At 70.9% G+C, this 16258-nt stretch carries 17 protein-coding genes; 10 read left to right on the forward strand and 7 right to left on the reverse strand.

Features of this window, described 5'->3' with window-relative positions; all coding sequences use genetic code 11:
- Positions 1-78 precede the first annotated feature (78 nt).
- Together phnE (V5F75_RS04150) and phnE (V5F75_RS04155) are read left to right on the forward strand one after the other, a co-directional pair.
- Entirely contained in the window at positions 79-963 is an 885-nt protein-coding gene (gene phnE / locus V5F75_RS04150) for a phosphonate ABC transporter, permease protein PhnE (protein ID WP_394033229.1), read from the forward strand.
- A complete protein-coding gene (gene phnE, locus V5F75_RS04155; protein WP_394033230.1) occupies positions 960-1823 on the forward strand; it encodes a phosphonate ABC transporter, permease protein PhnE in 864 nt (287 codons plus the stop codon). The genes phnE (V5F75_RS04150) and phnE (V5F75_RS04155) overlap by 4 nt, the downstream gene beginning before the upstream one ends.
- A gap of 152 nt (positions 1824-1975) precedes the next feature.
- On the opposite strand, the gene V5F75_RS04160 is transcribed toward phnE (V5F75_RS04155), so the two are convergent.
- Together V5F75_RS04160 and phnF are read right to left on the reverse strand one after the other, a co-directional pair.
- Complete coding sequence (locus tag V5F75_RS04160) at positions 1976-2584, reverse strand: pyridoxamine 5'-phosphate oxidase family protein (RefSeq protein ID WP_394033231.1); 609 nt, start codon at positions 2582-2584, stop codon at positions 1976-1978.
- Between the two features lie 16 nt (positions 2585-2600).
- On the reverse strand, positions 2601-3392 hold the full coding sequence (phnF, locus tag V5F75_RS04165) for a phosphonate metabolism transcriptional regulator PhnF (RefSeq protein ID WP_445329406.1): 792 nt from the start codon (positions 3390-3392) through the stop codon (positions 2601-2603).
- Between the two features lie 131 nt (positions 3393-3523).
- Here phnF and phnG point away from each other — a divergent pair, with 131 nt between their 5' ends.
- From phnG to phnN, 8 genes are all read left to right on the forward strand, one after another.
- Complete coding sequence (gene phnG, locus V5F75_RS04170) at positions 3524-4033, forward strand: phosphonate C-P lyase system protein PhnG (protein WP_394033232.1); 510 nt, start codon at positions 3524-3526, stop codon at positions 4031-4033.
- Positions 4033-4635 (forward strand): phosphonate C-P lyase system protein PhnH, encoded by a 603-nt coding sequence (gene phnH / locus V5F75_RS04175; protein WP_394033233.1) that lies wholly within the window; start codon positions 4033-4035, stop codon positions 4633-4635. The genes phnG and phnH overlap by 1 nt, the downstream gene beginning before the upstream one ends.
- A gap of 29 nt (positions 4636-4664) precedes the next feature.
- Positions 4665-5846 carry a carbon-phosphorus lyase complex subunit gene (locus V5F75_RS04180; protein ID WP_394033234.1) on the forward strand — a complete coding sequence of 394 codons (1182 nt, stop codon included), beginning with the start codon at positions 4665-4667 and terminating at the stop codon, positions 5844-5846.
- A 59-nt stretch (positions 5847-5905) separates the two neighbouring features.
- Positions 5906-6838 (forward strand): alpha-D-ribose 1-methylphosphonate 5-phosphate C-P-lyase PhnJ, encoded by a 933-nt coding sequence (locus V5F75_RS04185; RefSeq protein ID WP_394033636.1) that lies wholly within the window; start codon positions 5906-5908, stop codon positions 6836-6838.
- Complete coding sequence (phnK, locus tag V5F75_RS04190; protein WP_394033235.1) at positions 6835-7629, forward strand: phosphonate C-P lyase system protein PhnK; 795 nt, start codon at positions 6835-6837, stop codon at positions 7627-7629. The genes V5F75_RS04185 and phnK overlap by 4 nt, the downstream gene beginning before the upstream one ends.
- Positions 7626-8360 (forward strand): phosphonate C-P lyase system protein PhnL, encoded by a 735-nt coding sequence (gene phnL / locus V5F75_RS04195; RefSeq protein ID WP_394033236.1) that lies wholly within the window; start codon positions 7626-7628, stop codon positions 8358-8360. The genes phnK and phnL overlap by 4 nt, the downstream gene beginning before the upstream one ends.
- A gap of 131 nt (positions 8361-8491) precedes the next feature.
- Complete coding sequence (locus tag V5F75_RS04200) at positions 8492-9631, forward strand: alpha-D-ribose 1-methylphosphonate 5-triphosphate diphosphatase (RefSeq protein WP_394033237.1); 1140 nt, start codon at positions 8492-8494, stop codon at positions 9629-9631.
- Positions 9628-10221, forward strand: a complete 594-nt coding sequence (phnN, locus tag V5F75_RS04205; protein WP_394033238.1) for a phosphonate metabolism protein/1,5-bisphosphokinase (PRPP-forming) PhnN — start codon at positions 9628-9630, stop codon at positions 10219-10221. Before V5F75_RS04200 ends, phnN begins: the two co-directional genes overlap by 4 nt.
- Positions 10222-10586: 365 nt before the next feature.
- On the opposite strand, the gene sciP is transcribed toward phnN, so the two are convergent.
- The 5 genes from sciP to V5F75_RS04230 all read right to left on the reverse strand — a co-directional run bounded on the left by sciP (position 10587) and on the right by V5F75_RS04230 (position 16144).
- Positions 10587-10862: a CtrA inhibitor SciP gene (sciP, locus tag V5F75_RS04210; RefSeq protein ID WP_138397733.1), complete on the reverse strand. Its 276-nt coding sequence runs from the start codon at positions 10860-10862 to the stop codon at positions 10587-10589.
- 265 nt (positions 10863-11127) lie between these two features.
- A complete protein-coding gene (gene glyS / locus V5F75_RS04215; protein ID WP_394033239.1) occupies positions 11128-13209 on the reverse strand; it encodes a glycine--tRNA ligase subunit beta in 2082 nt (693 codons plus the stop codon).
- Positions 13210-13218: 9 nt separating this feature from the next.
- Positions 13219-13821 carry a cysteine hydrolase family protein gene (locus tag V5F75_RS04220; RefSeq protein ID WP_394033240.1) on the reverse strand — a complete coding sequence of 201 codons (603 nt, stop codon included), beginning with the start codon at positions 13819-13821 and terminating at the stop codon, positions 13219-13221.
- Complete coding sequence (locus V5F75_RS04225) at positions 13818-14765, reverse strand: glycine--tRNA ligase subunit alpha (RefSeq protein WP_394033241.1); 948 nt, start codon at positions 14763-14765, stop codon at positions 13818-13820. The genes V5F75_RS04220 and V5F75_RS04225 overlap by 4 nt, the downstream gene beginning before the upstream one ends.
- Before the next feature lie 287 nt (positions 14766-15052).
- Positions 15053-16144 (reverse strand): TRAP transporter substrate-binding protein, encoded by a 1092-nt coding sequence (locus tag V5F75_RS04230; RefSeq protein WP_394033242.1) that lies wholly within the window; start codon positions 16142-16144, stop codon positions 15053-15055.
- Between the last annotated feature and the right edge of the window lie 114 nt (positions 16145-16258).

Genomic DNA, 16258 nt, shown 5'->3' on the forward strand with positions numbered 1-16258 from the left:
CATAAGTTCCCGCATGACCGCGTTTTCTTCGAGCGCACCGGCAGCCGCCACGCTTGAAAACGCCCTGGAGAGGCGCCCTTGCCCCACGCCGTTCCCATCCTGCCCGACGACCAGCTCGCGCCCATGCTCGCCCGCTACGACCTGGCGGTGCGCGCGCGGCGGCGCCATTCGCTCATGGTCGCGGCGGTGGTGGCGGTGTGCATCGTCCTGTCCGGCTGGATGGGCGAGGTGCGGCCGCTGGTGTTCATCGCCCACATCGACCGGCTGCCCAACTATTTCTGGAGCATCCTGCCGACCCTCCACTGGAACACGCTCCCCGCCGACCTCGCCGAATGGTACTGGAACCTCGACCACTGGCTGAAGCTGCTGGTGGATACGATCCTGATCGCCTATCTCGGCACGCTGCTCGGCGGCATCGGGGCGTTCGTGCTGTGCTTCCTCGCCAGCGCCAACCTGGTGGCGAACCCCTTCATCCGGGTCACGGCGCGGCGCTTCCTGGAATTCTGCCGCACGGTGCCGGAGCTGGTGTTCGCGCTGCTGTTCGTGGTGGCGTTCGGGCTCGGCCCGCTGCCGGGGGTGCTGGCGCTCGCCATCCACACCATGGGGTCGCTGGGCAAGCTGTTCGCGGAGGTGGTCGAGAATATCGACATGAAGCCGGTGGAAGGGGCCACCGCCTCCGGCGCCTCCTGGATGCAGAGCGTGCGCTTCGCCGTGGTGCCGCAGGTGGCCTCCAATTTCGCCTCCTACGGCCTGCTAAGGTTCGAGATCAACGTGCGTGAGGCGTCCATCATGGGCTTCGTGGGCGCCGGCGGCATCGGCCAGGATCTCATCGAGGCCATCCGCAAGTTCTATTATTCCGATGTCTCGGCCATCCTGCTGCTCATCATCGCCACGGTGATGGTCATCGACCTCCTGACCGAGCAGCTTCGCCACCGCCTGATCGGGCTGGAGGACCGCCGATGAACCGCGCCCGCTTCACCCTGGGCGCGGCCGACCACGCGCGCCTCGCCGCCGCCTTTCCCGCCGCCATGCGTCCTTCGCCGGCCGGGCGGATGCGGGCCGCGCTGGTCGCGGTGCTGGCGGTGCTGGTGGCCGCCTATGCCTTCTGGCGGCTCGGCTTCAGCCTGGAGCGGCTCGGCTCCGGCATGGGGCAGCTCGCCCATTTCGTGGTCATGATGTTCCCGCCCGATCCGGGCACCCAGCTTCCGCTCTACATCCATGCCCTGGGCGAGACGCTGGCCATCGCCTTCCTCGGCACCCTTGGCGGGGCATTGCTGGCGGCGCCGTTCGGCTTCCTGGCGGCGAAGAACGTCATTCCGAACATCTTCGCCCATTTCGCGGTGCGCCGCCTACTCGATACCGTGCGCGGCGTGGACCGCCTCATCTGGGCGCTGATCTATGTGACGGTGGTGGGCCTCGGCCCGTTCGCGGGCATCCTCGCCATCGCCACCGCCAGCTTCGGCGAGCTGGGCAAGCTGTTCTCGGAAGCGGTGGAGGCGCTCGACCGCAAGCCCGTGGAGGGCGTGGTCTCCACCGGCGGCTCGGCGCTCGAAGGGGTGCGCTTCGGCATGCTGCCCCAGGTGCTGCCGGTGCTGGCGAGCCAGCTACTCTACTATTTCGAATCCAACTCCCGCCAGTCCACCATCGTCGGCATCGTCGGTGCCGGCGGCCTCGGTCTGCACCTCGCGGAGCAGATCCGGGTGCTGGAGTGGCAGAAGGTGTCGTTCCTGGTGCTGATGATGCTGGTGATGGTGGGGGTGATCGACTTCATCTCCTCGCGCCTGCGCTTCGCCATCATCGGCAAGGCCCGCATCACCACCTGAGGCGTCGCGTCGCGGGTCCGCCGGGCGACCGTCGCCGCGGGTGACCCGCGCGCTTCACGCCGGCGGGCCTGCCTCATGGGCCTTCGGCGCCGGCCCGTGCGGCCTGTGGGCGTGACGTATTCGGCGCTGGTCGAAGCCCGACGCCGACGGCATCAGTAGAGCGCGGCGCGGTAGCGGCGCTCCATGTCCTCCTGGCTCTCGGCGGGGCCGGCGTTGCCGATCTGGTCGCGCAGCATCTCGCCCATGGCGGGCAGGGCCGCGCGCGGCACCCGGGCCTCGGCGCTCCAGAGGCTGGAGCGCATGAAGGCCTTCGCGCAGTGCAGGAATGCCTCCTCCACCTCCACCGCGATCACCGTGCGGGGCGCGCGCCCGGCCACGGCGAAGCGCGCGCGCAGCTCCGCATCGTCGCGGATGGCGGCGCGGCCGTTCACGCGCAGGGTCTCGTTCACGCCGGGAATGAGGAACAGCAGGCCCACGCGCCCGTTGGAGAGGATGTTGCAGAGGCTGTCGAGCCGGTTGTTGCCCGGCCGGTCGGGGATCAGCAGGCGCGTCTCCTCCGCCGCCACGAAGCCCGGCGCGTCGCCGCGCGGGGACACGTCTGCCGCGCCCGCCGCGTCGCAGGTGGCGATCAGCACGAACGGGCTGAGGCCGATGAAGCGGCGGCAGTGGGGATCGAGCCGCGCCAGCACCTTGTCGCGGGCGCGGCCGCCGGGCTCGCCATAGAGCCGGCGCAGCTCCTCGACGGTCTCGATACGGGCCATGGGCCTCCTCCGGGGATCAGGGCTTGAACACGAGCTGCACGCGGTCGGCCGCGAAGGAGGAGCGGCCCCATTGCAGGGGTCGCCCGTTGGGCTCCACGTCCACCCGCTCCAGCACGATCACCGAGCGCCCGGCGGCGATGGAGAGCAGCTCCATTTCGCGCCCGTTGGCGGGGCGGGCGGTGATGCGGGTCTCGCGGCGGCGGAAGTCCTCGATGCCCAGGGTCGCGAGCGCGCGCGTGAGCGAGCCGGTGGCGGCATAGACGAGGTCGAGGTCCGGGCAGCGCGCGGCCACGAACCATGCGGTGCCATAGGAGATGGGCACCCCGTCCGCCTCATGGATGCTCTCGATGCGCAGCACTGGCGTGCCCGCGGGCACGGCCAGCTCGCGCGCCGCCTCGGCGTCCGCCGGCTCGACGCGCGCGCCCAGGAAGCGGCCGAACGGCCAGCGCCCCTCGGCGCTCACGATCTCCGAGAAGCGGGTGCGCGGGCCGATGGGATAGCGCAGCGGCGGTGCCTTCACGAAGGTGCCGCGCCCGGCGGTGGCCTCGATGAGCCCGGCTTCCGCCAGCGCGGCGAGCGCCCGGCGCAGGGTGTGGCGGTTGACGCCGAAGGCCGTCGCCAGCTCCGCCTCCACCGGCAGGCGCTCGCCCGGCTGCCAGCGGCCGGCGGCGATGTCGGCCTCCAGGCGCTCGGCGATCTGCCGCCAGAGGGTGACGCCCGTGCCGCGCGGCACGGCGGCCCCGGCCGGCGGCTCCTCCGTCATCTGGCTGTGACCCTCGGCCTCCACACTCTTCGGCGATCCCGGCACGCGCTGTTCCCCCCGATTGTTCGGTGTCTTGCACATTTGTATAGACGAATAGACAAATTGAGTCTAGTGAAGCGTCCATGAAGCCGCCGCGCGGTTCGCGGCCGTGCGATCCACCAGTCTTCGGGAACGCCATGACACTGGACCACGCCAGCGCGCCTTCGCCGGCCGCGCCCGCCGTTCCTTCTCCTGCCGCCGTGTCCGGGGAGATCGCCGCCCGGCAGGCGCTGATGGCGCTGCTGGCCCGCGCCACCCTCGACGAGCTGCGCGCCGCCATCGAGCGCTTCAAGCCGCTGCCGAAGCTGCGCGACCTGCGTCCGGCCGAGGTGGGGCTGGTGATGGTGCAGGGCCGCGCCGGCGGCGACGGCGGCCCCTTCAACCTGGGCGAGGCCACCGTGACCCGCGCCGCGGTGCAGGTGGAAGGCGGCGCCACCGGCGTCTCCTACCTGCTCGGCCGCGCGCCGGAGCGCGCCCGCGCCGCCGCCGTGCTCGACGCCCTGTGGCAGGACCCGGCGCTGCGCATCGCGGTGGACGATGCCGTGCGCCCGGTATGCCGGCGCCTCGCCGCCGAGGCCGCCACCGCCGCCGCCGAGGCCGAGGCCACCAAGGTCAACTTCTTCACCATGACGCGGGGAGAGGACTGATGCCGGCCTTCGCCTCCGGCCTCGCGGCCGGCTTCGCCGATCCGGTGCACGACGCCCAGCGGACCTTCGCGGCCCTCATGCGGGCCATGGCCGAGCCGGGCCTTGCGGTGTCGCTCGCGAGCGACATCGCCCCGCCCGCCCCCCTCTCGCCGGAGCTGGCGGCGGTGGCCCTGGCGCTGCTCGATTACGAGACGCCGGTGTTCCTGGAAGGCGCGCTCGCGCGGCCGGAGGTGGAGGATTTCCTGCGCTTCCACACGGGGGCGCCGCTGGCGAGGGCACGGGCGGAGGCGCGCTTCGTCTTCCTCGCCGCCGGAGCGGAGCTGCCGCCGCTCCCTGCCTTCGCGCAAGGCGAGGCGGACAATCCGGACCGTTCCGCGACCCTGGTGATGGCGGTGGAGCGGTTCGAGGCCGGGCCGCTGCTGCTTCAGGGGCCGGGCATCGCGGGTGAGCGCGCGTTCGGCGCCGCGCCGCTGCCGGCCGATTTCGCCGGGCGGCTCGCCGCCAATGGGGCGGGCTTCCCGCTCGGCGTCGATTTCATCCTGTGCGCGCCCGGCGCGGTGGCGGCCCTGCCGCGCACCGTGAGGGCATCCGTGGGCGCCTGAGCGGCGCCGCAGAACGGGAGGGAGAGCCCATGTATGTTGCCGTGAAGGGCGGGGAAGACGCCATCCGCAACGCGCACGCGCTGCTCGCGCGGCGGCGGCGGGGCGATCCGGGCGTGCCGGAGATCGGGCTCGACCAGATCGCCGAGCAGCTCGGCCTCGCGGTGGACCGGGTGATGGCGGAAGGCTCGCTCTACGACCGCGAGCTGGCCGCCCTCGCCATCAAGCAGGCGCGGGGCGACCTGATCGAGGCCATCTTCCTGGCGCGGGCGTTCCGCACCACCCTGCCGCGCTTCGGCGCGAGCCTGCCGGTGGACACCGGCGCCATGCGCATCGCCCGGCGCATCTCCGCCACCTACAAGGACCTGCCCGGCGGGCAGGTGCTGGGGCCCACCTTCGACTACACCCATCGCCTCCTGGACCCGAGCCTCGCCACCTGGGCCGGCCGGGAAGAGGCGTCCGCCGGGCCTGCCGCGGCGCCGGAGGCGGAGGCCCCCGCCGCCGACCTCACGGCCGGCGCGGCGCCCGAGGGAGATGCGGGCGAGGATGCGGCCGTGCCCGCGCCCGCCGCCATGCCCCGCGTCACCGATCTGCTGGGCGGCGAGGGGCTCATCGAGCCTTCGCCCGCCGACGATGGCGCGGCCCCGCCGGACCTCACCCGCGCCCCGCTCTCGTTTCCGGCCGGCCGGCCGCTGCGGCTGCAGGCGCTGGCGCGGGGCGACGAGGGCTTCCTGCTGGCGCTCGGCTATTCCAGCCAGCGCGGCTACGCCCGCACCCATCCGTTCGTGGGCGAGATCCGCTTCGGCACGGTGGAGGTGAGCCTGTTCGCGGAGGAGCTGGGCTTCGCGGTGCCGCTGGGCGACATCGCCCTCACCGAATGCCAGAGTGTGAACCAGTTCAAGGGCTCGGCCAGCGTGCCGCCCCAGTTCACGCGCGGCTACGGGCTGGTGTTCGGCCAGAGCGAGCGCAAGGCCATGTCCATGGCGCTGGTGGACCGCACCCTGCGCCATGCCGAGCTGGGCGAGGAGCAGACCGCCCCGGCGCAGGACGAGGAATTCGTGCTCTCCCACTGCGACAACGTGCAGGCCACGGGCTTCGTGGAGCACCTCAAGCTACCCCACTACGTGGATTTCCAGGCCGAGCTGGAGCTGGTGCGCCGCATGCGCGCCGAGCAGGCGCCCGGCGCGGAAGCCCGGAAGGAGGCCGCCGAATGAACGCCCCGGCTCCAAGCCTCAAGCCGCCGACTCCTCAAGCCGCCGATGCCCCGGCGGCCATGCCGGCCATCTCCTACAACTTCGCCTATCTCGACGAGCAGACGAAGAGGATGATCCGCCGCGCGATCCTCAAGGCCATCGCCATCCCCGGCTACCAGGTGCCGTTCGCCGGCCGCGAGATGCCCATGCCCTACGGCTGGGGCACCGGCGGCGTGCAGGTGACGGCCGCCATCCTGGGCGCCGACGACGTGCTGAAGGTGATCGACCAGGGCTCGGACGACACCACCAACGCGGTGGCCATCCGCTCCTTCTTCGAGACCACGGCGGGGGTGGCCACCACCACCCGCACGCAGGACGCCACCGTCATCCAGACCCGCCACCGCATTCCCGAGGCGCCGCTGAAGGCCGGGCAGGTGCTGGTCTACCAGGTGCCGATCCCCGACCCGCTGCGCTTCCTGGAGCCGCGCGAGACCGAGACGCGCCGCCTGCACGGGCTCGCCGACTACGGCTTGATTCACGTGAAACTCTATGAGGACATCGCCCGCCACGGCCACATCGCCACCACCTATGCCTATCCGGTGACGGTGAACGGCCGCTACGTGATGGACCCCTCGCCCATCCCCAAGTTCGACAATCCGAAGATGCACATGAGCCCGGCCCTGCAAGTGTTCGGCGCCGGGCGCGAGAAGCGCATCTATGCGGTGCCGCCTTACACCAGCGTGGTGCCGCTGGACTTCGAGGACCATCCCTTCGCGGTGCAGCGCTTCGCGCAGCCGTGCGCCCTGTGCGGGGCGGAGGAGGTCTATCTCGACGAGGTGATCCTGGACGATGCCGGCGGGCGCATGTTCGTGTGCTCGGACACCGACCATTGCGCCACCCGGCAGGCCGAGGGCCATGTGGGCTCCATGAGCGCGCCCTATGCCCCGGCCGCGCCCTCCGCCGCGCCGGCGGACGCCGCGCCCTCCGCCCCCGCATCGGGAGGCCGCCCGTGAACGCGCCCCTCTCTCCGGCCGACACCCCGCTGCTGATTGCCGAGGGCCTCACCCGCCGCTATGGCGCGCGGCTCGGCTGCGGCGACGTGAACCTCACCCTTCATCCTGGCGAGGTGCTCGCCATCGTGGGCGAATCCGGTTCCGGCAAGTCCACCCTGCTGGGCCTGCTCTCCACCGAGCTCGCCCCCAGCGCCGGCCGCGTGCTCTACCGCATGCGCGACGGCGTGACGCGCGATCTCGCTGCCCTTTCCGAGGGCGAGCGGCGCCTGCTGCTGCGCACCGACTGGGGTTTCGTGCGCCAGCACGCGGAGCAGGGGCTGCGCATGGCGGTTTCCGCCGGCGGCAACGTGGGCGAGCGGCTGATGGCGGTGGGCCAGCGCCATTACGGCCGCATCCGCGACGAGGCCCTCGACTGGCTGGGCCGGGTGGAAATCCCGCCCGATCGCATCGACGATGACCCGCGCACCTTCTCCGGCGGCATGCGCCAGCGCCTGCAGATCGCGCGGAACCTCGTCACCCGCCCGCGCCTCGTGTTCATGGACGAGCCCACCGGGGGCCTCGACGTCTCCGTGCAGGCACGCCTGCTCGACCTCATCCGCCAGCTGGTGGCCGAGTTCGGCCTCGCGGTGGTGATCGTCACCCACGACCTCGCGGTGGCGCGGCTGCTCTCCCACCGCATCATGGTGATGAAGGCCGGCCACGTGATCGAGGAGGGCCTGACCGACCAGGTGCTCGACGACCCGCGCGAGCCCTATACCCAGCTCCTCGTCTCATCGGTGCTCACGCCATGACCGCACCTGCGTCCGCTTCCACGCCCCGCTCTGCCTCGCCGCGCCCGCTGCTGGCGGTGGAGGCCATCGCCAAGCGCTTCACGCTGCATCTCCAGGGCGGGGTGGAGCTGCCGGTGGTTTCCGGCGCCGCGTTCGAGGTGTTCGCGGGGGAGTGCGTGGCCCTGGGCGGGCCTTCGGGCACCGGCAAGAGCTCCATCCTGAAGATGGTCTACGGCAACTACCGCACCGATGCCGGCCGCATCCTGGTGGACGACGCGGGCGCCATGGTGGACGTGGCGCGCGCCGATGCCCGCCGTCTCATCCGCCTGCGGCGCGAGCGCATCGGCTATGTCAGCCAGTTCCTGCGGGTCATTCCGCGCGTCCCCGCCCTCGACGTGGTGGCCGAGCCGCTGCTGGACGAGGGGGTGGAGCGGGAGGAGGCGCGCGCCCGCGCCGGGCGGCTGCTCGCCCGCCTCAACCTGCCGGAGCGCCTGTGGCGGCTGCCACCGGCCACCTTCTCCGGTGGCGAGCAGCAGCGGGTGAACGTGGCGCGCGGCTTCATCGGCGCCCAGCCGCTGCTGCTGCTGGACGAGCCCACCGCCTCCCTCGACGCCGCCAACCGCGCGGTGGTGGTGGATCTCATCGCCGAGAAGAAGGCCGCCGGCTGCGCCCTGCTCGGCATCTTCCACGACGCCGACACCCGCGCGGCGGTGGCCGACCGGGTGGTGGACGTCACCCGCTTCTCCGCCTGAGCGCGCCGCCGACGCGCCCTCCATCGGCGGTCCCCGCCGCGCGCCGGTCGCTCCGGTTTATCGAGACCACGCATTTTCCGCACGCGGGCCGGTTTCCACCTCGCTCGAAAATGCTTGAAGGGAACAGGGACATGACCGAACTGGTGCTCGCCAACGCCCGCCTCGTGCTCGCCGGGGAGGTGCGCGAAGGCCATCTGCGCGTGGTGGACGGCCGCATCGCGGAGATCGGTACCGGCGCGGTGCCGGCCGGCGCTGAGGATCTCGGCGGAGACTATCTGCTGCCCGGCCTCGTGGAGCTGCACACCGACCATGTGGAAGGCCACCTCGCCCCCCGGCCCAAGGTGAAGTGGAACCCGCTGGCCGCCGTGCTCGCGCACGATGCGCAGATCGCCGCATCGGGCATCACCACGGTGTTCGATTCCCTGCGGGTGTGGCCGGACAAGCGGGCCGTGGGCATGGACGGCGACGCACCGGCCCTCATCGCCGCCCTCGACGCCGCCGGCAAGGCCGGCGCGCTCCGGGCCGACCACCGCATCCACCTGCGCTGCGAGGTGGCCACCGACACGGTGGTGGAGGACGCCGCCGCCATCATGGACCGGGCGCGCGTCCACCTCGTCTCCCTCATGGACCACACGCCCGGCCAGCGCCAGTTCGCGAGCGTCGATCAGTTCCGCGCCTATTACATGAAGAAGAGCGGGGCCACCGCCGAGGAGATGGACGTGATCGTGGCCACCCGCCTCGAATATCACGCGCGCTACGCGCAGAAGAACCGCGCCGGCCTCGTCGCCCTCGCGCGCGAGCATGGCTGCGTGACCGCGAGCCACGACGACACCACCCCCGAGCACGTGGCCGAGGCCATCGATGACGGCGTCGCCATCGCCGAATTCCCCACCTCGGAGGCGGCCGCGCGGCTGTCGCGGGAGGCGGGCATCCGCGTGCTCATGGGGGCGCCGAACCTGGTGCGCGGCGGCTCCCACACCGGCAACGCCTCGGCCGAGGTGCTGGCGCGGGCGGGGCTGCTCGACATCCTCTCCTCCGATTACGTGCCCGGCTCGCTCCTGTGGTCGGCGTTCGATCTCGCGCGGCGGGTGCCGGCCATCTCCCTGCCGGAGGCGGTGCAGAAGGTCACCAAGATCCCGGCCGAGGCCGCGGGGCTCGACGATCGTGGGGAGATCACTGCCGGCCGCCGCGCCGATCTGGTGCGGGTCGCCCCGCTCGGTGATATTCCGGTGGTGCGCAGCGTCTATCGCGAGGGGCGGCGGGTGGCATGAGCTTCGATCCTTCGACCCTTCCGGGCGTCGCGCCCCCGCCTGCCCTGGGGCCGGGCGCGCTCATCCTGGTGGTGGGCCCCTCGGGCGCCGGGAAGGACACGCTGCTCGACATCGCCCGCACCCGTTTCGCGGGAGAGGAGCGGGTGCTATTCGCGCGCCGGCTCGTCACCCGCCCTGCGGGGGCGGGCGAGGCGCACGGCACCCTGGAGGAGAGCGAATTCGAGGCCGCCCGCGCGGCCGGGCGCTTTCCCCTGTGGTGGCGGGCGCACGGGCTTTCCTATGCGCTGGGGCCGGAGGTGGGCGAACGGATCCGCGCCGGCGGGGCGGTGGTGGCGAACGGCTCCCGCGCGACCCTGGAGGAGGCGCGGCGCCGCTTCGCCCGGCTCGCCGTGGTGCTGGTGACGGCGCCGCCGGAGGTATTGGCGGCGCGCCTCGCCGCCCGCGGCCGCGAGGACGCGGCCGACATCCGCGCGCGCCTGTCGCGCCAGCCGGAGCTGGCGGTGGCGCCCGACCTCGTGATCGAGAACACCGGCACGCCGGAGGCCGCCGGGGCGCGCCTGTGCGATTTCATCGCCGCCGCGCTCGTGTGACACCAGGGGCGTCGCCCTGTTTCAGGGCGTGGGCGCAAACGTCATAAGGGCCGGATTTGATGCGTTTTCTTCACGCGAACCGGATTTCCCGTCGCGCGAAGACGCTCCAGGGCGCATGAGCGCGGCGCTCCGGTGAAGCGCGGAGGGCGCCATGGCCGCTCGTCCGCCCGAAAAAAAGCCCGTCCGCCGGTGAGAGCCGGACGAACGGGCGGAGGCGGCTTTCATGTGTCGATGGCGTCCCGCCTCATGTGAGGCGGGCGCCGGTCCCGGCCGGCGGCCCTGGGCGCATCCGGTGAACCTGGGTTCATCGGATGCGCCCCGGCTCTTCGCCGCTCTGCAAATCCAGCGCATGTGCTGGACCTGCCCTATTGCCGGTAATGCTGGATGCGCGTGGTGCGCAGCCCCGGCAGGCCATGCCGGTCGATGGACGCCTGCCAGGACAGGAACTCGTCCACCGTGAGCGTGTAGCGCCGGCAGGCTTCCTCCAGGGACAGGAGGCCACCCCGCACCGCCGCCACCACTTCCGCCTTGCGCCGGATCACCCAACGGCGCGTGTCCGGCGGCGGCAGGTCCGCGATGGTGAGGGGACCACCATCCGGACCGATCACGTACTTCACTCTCGGCCGATACGCATCGGTCATCGTTACGCCACCTGTACTCTGGCCTATACCCGACCAAAGATGAGGGTGGCTGCTGAATATTTCGCTAAAGTATTGGAATTAAATATCATTTACTTGTGTTAAGGGAGGTTGAAGGAAACCTGTCCGGAAAGTAAATGATGCTTGCGGAAGTGTTACCGGCTCTTTCAGCATCTGCCGGCGCTCCCGCGGCCCTCGTCCCAGCCCCGCTCCAAACGCAAACGGCCGCCCGAAGGGCGGCCGTCGCAGGTGCGGAAAAGGGGGCGGATCAACCCTCGATGCGGTCGAAATCGGCGATGGCGCGGGTGGCGGCGCGGATCTCGTCCAGGAGCTTGAGGCGGTTCTCGCGGAGCGCGGGGTTTTCCGCATTCACCGTCACCGCCTCGAAGAAGGCGTCCACCGGGGCGCGCAGGTCGGCGAGCGCCGTCATGGCGGCCTCGAAGTTCTCGGCCGCCAGGGCGGCGGCCACGCGCTCCTTCACGTCGTCCATGGCGGCGGCGAGCTTCTCCTCCGCCTCCTCCTTCAGCAGGGCGGCGCTGGTGGGGCCGGTATAGGCGCGGCCGTCCTTCTTCTCCTCTATGCGCAGGATGTTCACCGCGCGGCGATAGCCGGCGAGCAGGGTCTTGCCGTCCTCGCTCTCCAGGAAGCGGGCCAGCGCCTTCATGCGCAGCACCAGGAGATAAAGGTCGTCCTGGCCCGGAAGGGCGAACACCGCGTCCACCAGATCGAACCGCGCCCCATGCTCGCGCAGGTGCACCTTCAGCCGGTCGGCGAAGAAGGAGAGGAGGTCGCGCTGCCATTCGCCGCTGCCGGCGGGCAGCCCGCCCCCGGCCGCCGCAGCGATGAGCGCGCCGAGGCGCACCCGCGGCCCATTCTCCAGGATGATGCGGATGACCCCCAGCGCCGCCCGGCGCAGGGCATAGGGGTCCTTCGAGCCCGTGGGCTTCTCGTCGATGGCCCAGAAGCCGACCAGGGTGTCGATCTTGTCGGCCAGCGCCACCGCCATCGAAACCGGCGCGGTGGGCACGCGGTCGTTCGGCCCCTGGGGCTTGTAATGCTCCTCGCAGGCGGCGGCGACCTCCGGGGCCAGCCCCTCGCCCTCGGCGTAATAGCGGCCCATGAGGCCCTGCAGCTCGGGGAATTCGCCCACCACCTCGGTCAGCAGATCCGCCTTCGCGATCAGCGCCGCCTCTTCCGCCAGGGCGGGGTCCGCCCCCACCTGCGGCGCGATCTCCTTCGCCAAGCGGGCGATGCGTTCGATGCGCGCGGCCTGGGTGCCCAGCTTCTCGTGGAAGGTGATGTGCTGGAACTTGGGCATGCGGCTTTCGAGGCCGTTGGCCCGGTCCGTGTCCCAGAAGAACTTGGCGTCCGACAGGCGGGCGCGGATGACCCGCCCGTTGCCGGCGACGATGGCCTCGCCGCCGTCGGTGGCCACGAGGTTGGAGATCAGGATGAAGCGGTTCGCCAGCCGGCCGGTCCTGGGGTCCTTCAGCACGAAGCACTTCTGGTTGGCGCGGATGGTGGCGCGGATCACCTCGTCGGGAATGTCGAGGAAGCGCTCCTCGAACGATCCCATGAGCACCACCGGCCATTCCACGAGGCCGCAGACTTCCTCCAGCAGGCCCTCATCCTCCACCAGCTCCAGCCCGGCGGCGAGCGCGAGGTCCTTGGCGTCGTTGAGGATGATGGCCTTGCGACGGTCGCGGTCGGCCACCACCTTCGCGGCTTCCAGCTTCGCCATCCAGTCGTCGAGCCGCTTCACGGTGAAGGGCGCGGGCGCCATGAAGCGGTGGCCGCGGGTGGTGTTGGAGGACACGATGCCCTCCACCTCGAAGGTCACCACCTCCGGTTCGTCACCCTCGGCGCCGAAGGTGCACAGGATGGAGTGGAGCGGCCGCACCCAGCGCAGCGTGCCGGTGCCCCAGCGCATGGATTTCGGCCAGGGGAAATTGCGGATGATGTCCGGGACGATCTCGGCGATCACCTCGGGCGTGGGCCGGCCCTTCTTCTCCACCACGGCGACGTAGAAATCGCCCTTCTTGGGGTCGGACTGGACCTTGGCCTCATCGATGGAGGAAAGCCCCGCGCTCTTGAGGAAGCCGGCGAGCGCGGCCTCGGGCGCGCCCACGCGGGGGCCCTTCTTCTCCTCGCGCTGGTCGGCCTGCCTGCCGGGCAGGCCGTGCACGGCGAGGGCGAGGCGGCGGGGCGTCACGAAGGCCTTCGCGCCCTCATAGAGAAGGCCCCGGTCCACCAGTGCGTCGGTGACGAGCTTGCGCAGGGTGTCCGCCGCCTGGGCCTGCATGCGGGCGGGGATTTCCTCGGAGAAGAGTTCGAGCAGAAGATCAGGCATGGCAGCTTTTCAGGCGATCTCGGCCGTCGTGACGACGGTGGCGAAGCGGTCGGCGAGCTCCGCGAGCGCGGTGCGATGGATGTCGTGCGCGGCGAGGTCCGGCCCGCCCAGCGGGTCCGGCAGGGCGCGGGTGGCGACGGCGTCGCCCGCCACATAGGAGACGTAGCCGAGATCGAGCGCGGCGCGCGCCGTGGTGCTCACGCACATGTGGGTCATGAAGCCCACGAAGATCACGCTTCTGCGCCCGGTGGCGGCGAGCCGGGGCTGAAGGTCGGTGCCGGCGAAGGAATTGGGCAGAAGCTTTTCCACCACCCCCTCGCCCGGCGCGGGAATGGCGGGGGCCGCGAAGGCGAAGCCCGGCCCCTTGGGGTCGAACGGCCCGCCCGAGCCTTCCGCGCCCTTGTGGGCCACATGGATCACCGGCGCACCGGCCGCGCGGGCGGCCTCCAGCAGCCGGCCGATGGCGGCGAGCGCGGCCTCCACCCCCACGAGCGGCAGGAAGCCGTCCACATATTCGCGCTGGGCATCGATGACGACCACGGCGCATTCGGAGAGGGCCGGCTTCGCCTGCGGCACGCCCGCGAGCTGGAACAGGGTTTTCGCGCCGCTCATGCCGCATTCTCCTTCGTTTCAGCCCCGCCGCCGGCGGTCTTGAGCCAGGCCGCGCCGCAGGCCTTGGCCAGCTCGCGCACCCGCAGGATGTAGCTCTGCCGCTCGGTCACCGAGATGACGCCGCGCGCATCGAGCAGGTTGAAGACGTGGGAAGCCTTGATGCACTGGTCGTAGGCCGGCAGCGCCATCAGGTGCTTCTCGCCGGCATCGCCGGCGGCGAGGTATTTGTTGCAGGCGCTCTCCGCCATGCGGAACTGCTCCAGCAGCATGTCGGTGTCGGCGTATTCGAAATTGTGCCGGGAATATTCCTGCTCGGCCTGGAGGAAGACGTCGCCGTAGGTGGTCTTCTCCGCGCCCTCGCGGCCGTTGAAGTTGAGGTCGTAGACGTTCTCGACCCCCTGCACGTACATGGCGAGGCGCTCCAGGCCGTAGGTCAGCTCGCCCGCCACCGGCGCGCACTCGAAGCCGGCCACCTGCTGGAAATAGGTGAACTGCGACACCTCCATGCCGTCGCACCAGCACTCCCAGCCGAGGCCCCAGGCGCCGAGCGTCGGGCTCTCCCAGTCGTCCTCCACGAAGCGCACGTCATGGAGGGCGAGATCCACGCCGATGGCGGCCAGCGACTTCAGGTACAGCTCCTGGAGGTTGGCGGGCGAGGGCTTCAGGATCACCTGGAACTGGTAATAATGCTGCAGCCGGTTGGGGTTCTCGCCATAGCGCCCGTCCTTGGGCCGGCGCGAGGGCTGCACATAGGCCGCCTTCCAGGGCTTCGGGCCCAGCGCCCGCAGCGTGGTGGCCGGGTGGAAGGTGCCCGCGCCCACCTCCATGTCATAGGGCTGGAGGATCACGCAGCCCTGGTCCGCCCAGAAGCGCTGGAGGGTCAGCAGCAGGGCCTGGAAGGAGCGGTCGGGCCGCATGTGGGGCGGAAGGGCGGGATCGATCATCGAGAAGCTCGCGAGAAGACGGGCGAACGGGCGCGGAGCCGGAACGGGCCGTTCGCGCCGCCGCGCGGGCGGACACTAGAGCATTTTCAAGCGCGGTGGATACCGGTTCGCGTGAAGAAAATGCGTGGATTCGGGAAACGCGGGCGATGGCCGGGAACGGGGGCGAACGGGAAACGCCCGGGATTTTCGCCCGGCTGAGATCAAGGGGCGGGCGCCGGAGGGCCCTCCCGAAAAAGCAGGAGCCCCGGCGCGGGGGCGCCGGGGCTCCATGGGGCGGGCGGCGGGGATCAGCCGCGGGTGCGGGCGCGCACCATGAAGTCGTCATAGGTGAATTCGACGATCTGCCACCACAGATAGCCGTTGTTGCGGAACACCTTCACGTCGTCCCAGATCTTCTTGAACTCGGGGTTCTTGGCGGAGATCTCGTCATAGAGCGCGTGGGCGGCCTTGTAGGCGGCGTCCAGCACGTCGTTGGGGTAGCGGCGCAGCTGGGTGCCGGCCTTCACCAGGCTCTGGACGGCGATGGGGTTCTTGGCGTCGTAGCTCGCGAGCATGCTCTCGTTGGCGCGGGCGCAGGCCGAGGTGAGCGCGGCGCGATAGGGCTTCGGCAGCTTCTCCAGTTCTTCCAGGTTGAAGAAGAAGTTCAGCGCCGCGCAGCCCTCCCACCAGCCGGGATAGTAATAATACTGGGCCACCTTGTAGAGCCCGAGCTTCTCGTCATCATAGGGGCCTACCCACTCGGCGGCGTCGATGGTGCCCTTCTCCAGCGCCGGGTAGATATCGCCGCCGGCGAGCTGCTGCGGCACCACGCCGAGCTTGGCCATCACCTGCCCGCCCATGCCGGCGATGCGCATCTTGAGGCCCTGCAGGTCGGCGACGGACTTGATCTCCTTGCGGAACCAGCCGCCCATCTGGCCGCCGGTATTGCCGCCGGGCAGCATGTAGACGCCCTGCTTCTTGTAGAAGTCGTTCAGCAGGGTGAGACCGTTGCCGAACAGGAACCAGGAGTTCATCTGCCGGGTGTTGAGGGAGAAGGGGATGGCGGTGCCGAGCCCGTAGGTCGGGTCCTTGCCCACGTAATAATAGGAGGCCGAGTGGCACATCTCGACGGTCCGGTTCTGGGTCGCGTCGAGGGCCTGCAGGCCGGGCACGATCTCGCCCGCCGCGAACACCTGGATCTGGAACTTGCCGTCGGTGGCCTCGGCGAGGCTCTTCGCCATCAGCTCGGCGGCACCGTAGATGGTGTCGAGCGACTTGGGGAAGGACGACGTGCAGCGCCACTTCACTTCCGGCATCGACTGGGCGATGGCCGGCATGGCCACGGCGGTGGAGGCGGCGACGCCGGCACCGGCGGCGGTCAGGAAATCACGGCGTTTCATGCGGGCGGCTCCCTAGGACGTCTTTCGCGACGCGTCCCGCCACCTCGGGTCAGTCACCGGGGGAAAGACGGCATCAAGGACCTGTCTAGAGCGACCTTCCGCAAAGGGAAAGTA

The sequence above is a fragment of the Xanthobacter albus genome, assembly GCF_043194895.2.
In the GTDB taxonomy this organism is placed as follows: Bacteria; Pseudomonadota; Alphaproteobacteria; order Rhizobiales; family Xanthobacteraceae; genus Xanthobacter.

Bases quoted from the DNA above. Each gene is read 5' to 3' on its own strand.
- V5F75_RS04180 (WP_394033234.1), top strand. From the start codon at position 4,665: ATGTATGTTGCCGTGAAGGGCGGGGAAGACGCCATCCGCAACGCGCAC.
- V5F75_RS04185 (WP_394033636.1), top strand. From the start codon at position 5,906: ATGCCGGCCATCTCCTACAACTTCGCCTATCTCGACGAGCAGACGAAG.
- V5F75_RS04200 (WP_394033237.1), top strand. From the start codon at position 8,492: ATGACCGAACTGGTGCTCGCCAACGCCCGCCTCGTGCTCGCCGGGGAG.
- V5F75_RS04225 (WP_394033241.1), bottom strand. From the start codon at position 14,765: ATGATCGATCCCGCCCTTCCGCCCCACATGCGGCCCGACCGCTCCTTC.
- V5F75_RS04230 (WP_394033242.1), bottom strand. From the start codon at position 16,144: ATGAAACGCCGTGATTTCCTGACCGCCGCCGGTGCCGGCGTCGCCGCC.
- phnH (WP_394033233.1), top strand. From the start codon at position 4,033: ATGCCGGCCTTCGCCTCCGGCCTCGCGGCCGGCTTCGCCGATCCGGTG.
- phnL (WP_394033236.1), top strand. From the start codon at position 7,626: ATGACCGCACCTGCGTCCGCTTCCACGCCCCGCTCTGCCTCGCCGCGC.
- V5F75_RS04160 (WP_394033231.1), bottom strand. From the start codon at position 2,584: ATGGCCCGTATCGAGACCGTCGAGGAGCTGCGCCGGCTCTATGGCGAG.
- sciP (WP_138397733.1), bottom strand. From the start codon at position 10,862: ATGACCGATGCGTATCGGCCGAGAGTGAAGTACGTGATCGGTCCGGAT.
- glyS (WP_394033239.1), bottom strand. From the start codon at position 13,209: ATGCCTGATCTTCTGCTCGAACTCTTCTCCGAGGAAATCCCCGCCCGC.
- phnG (WP_394033232.1), top strand. From the start codon at position 3,524: ATGACACTGGACCACGCCAGCGCGCCTTCGCCGGCCGCGCCCGCCGTT.
- phnE (WP_394033230.1), top strand. From the start codon at position 960: ATGAACCGCGCCCGCTTCACCCTGGGCGCGGCCGACCACGCGCGCCTC.
- phnN (WP_394033238.1), top strand. From the start codon at position 9,628: ATGAGCTTCGATCCTTCGACCCTTCCGGGCGTCGCGCCCCCGCCTGCC.
- V5F75_RS04220 (WP_394033240.1), bottom strand. From the start codon at position 13,821: ATGAGCGGCGCGAAAACCCTGTTCCAGCTCGCGGGCGTGCCGCAGGCG.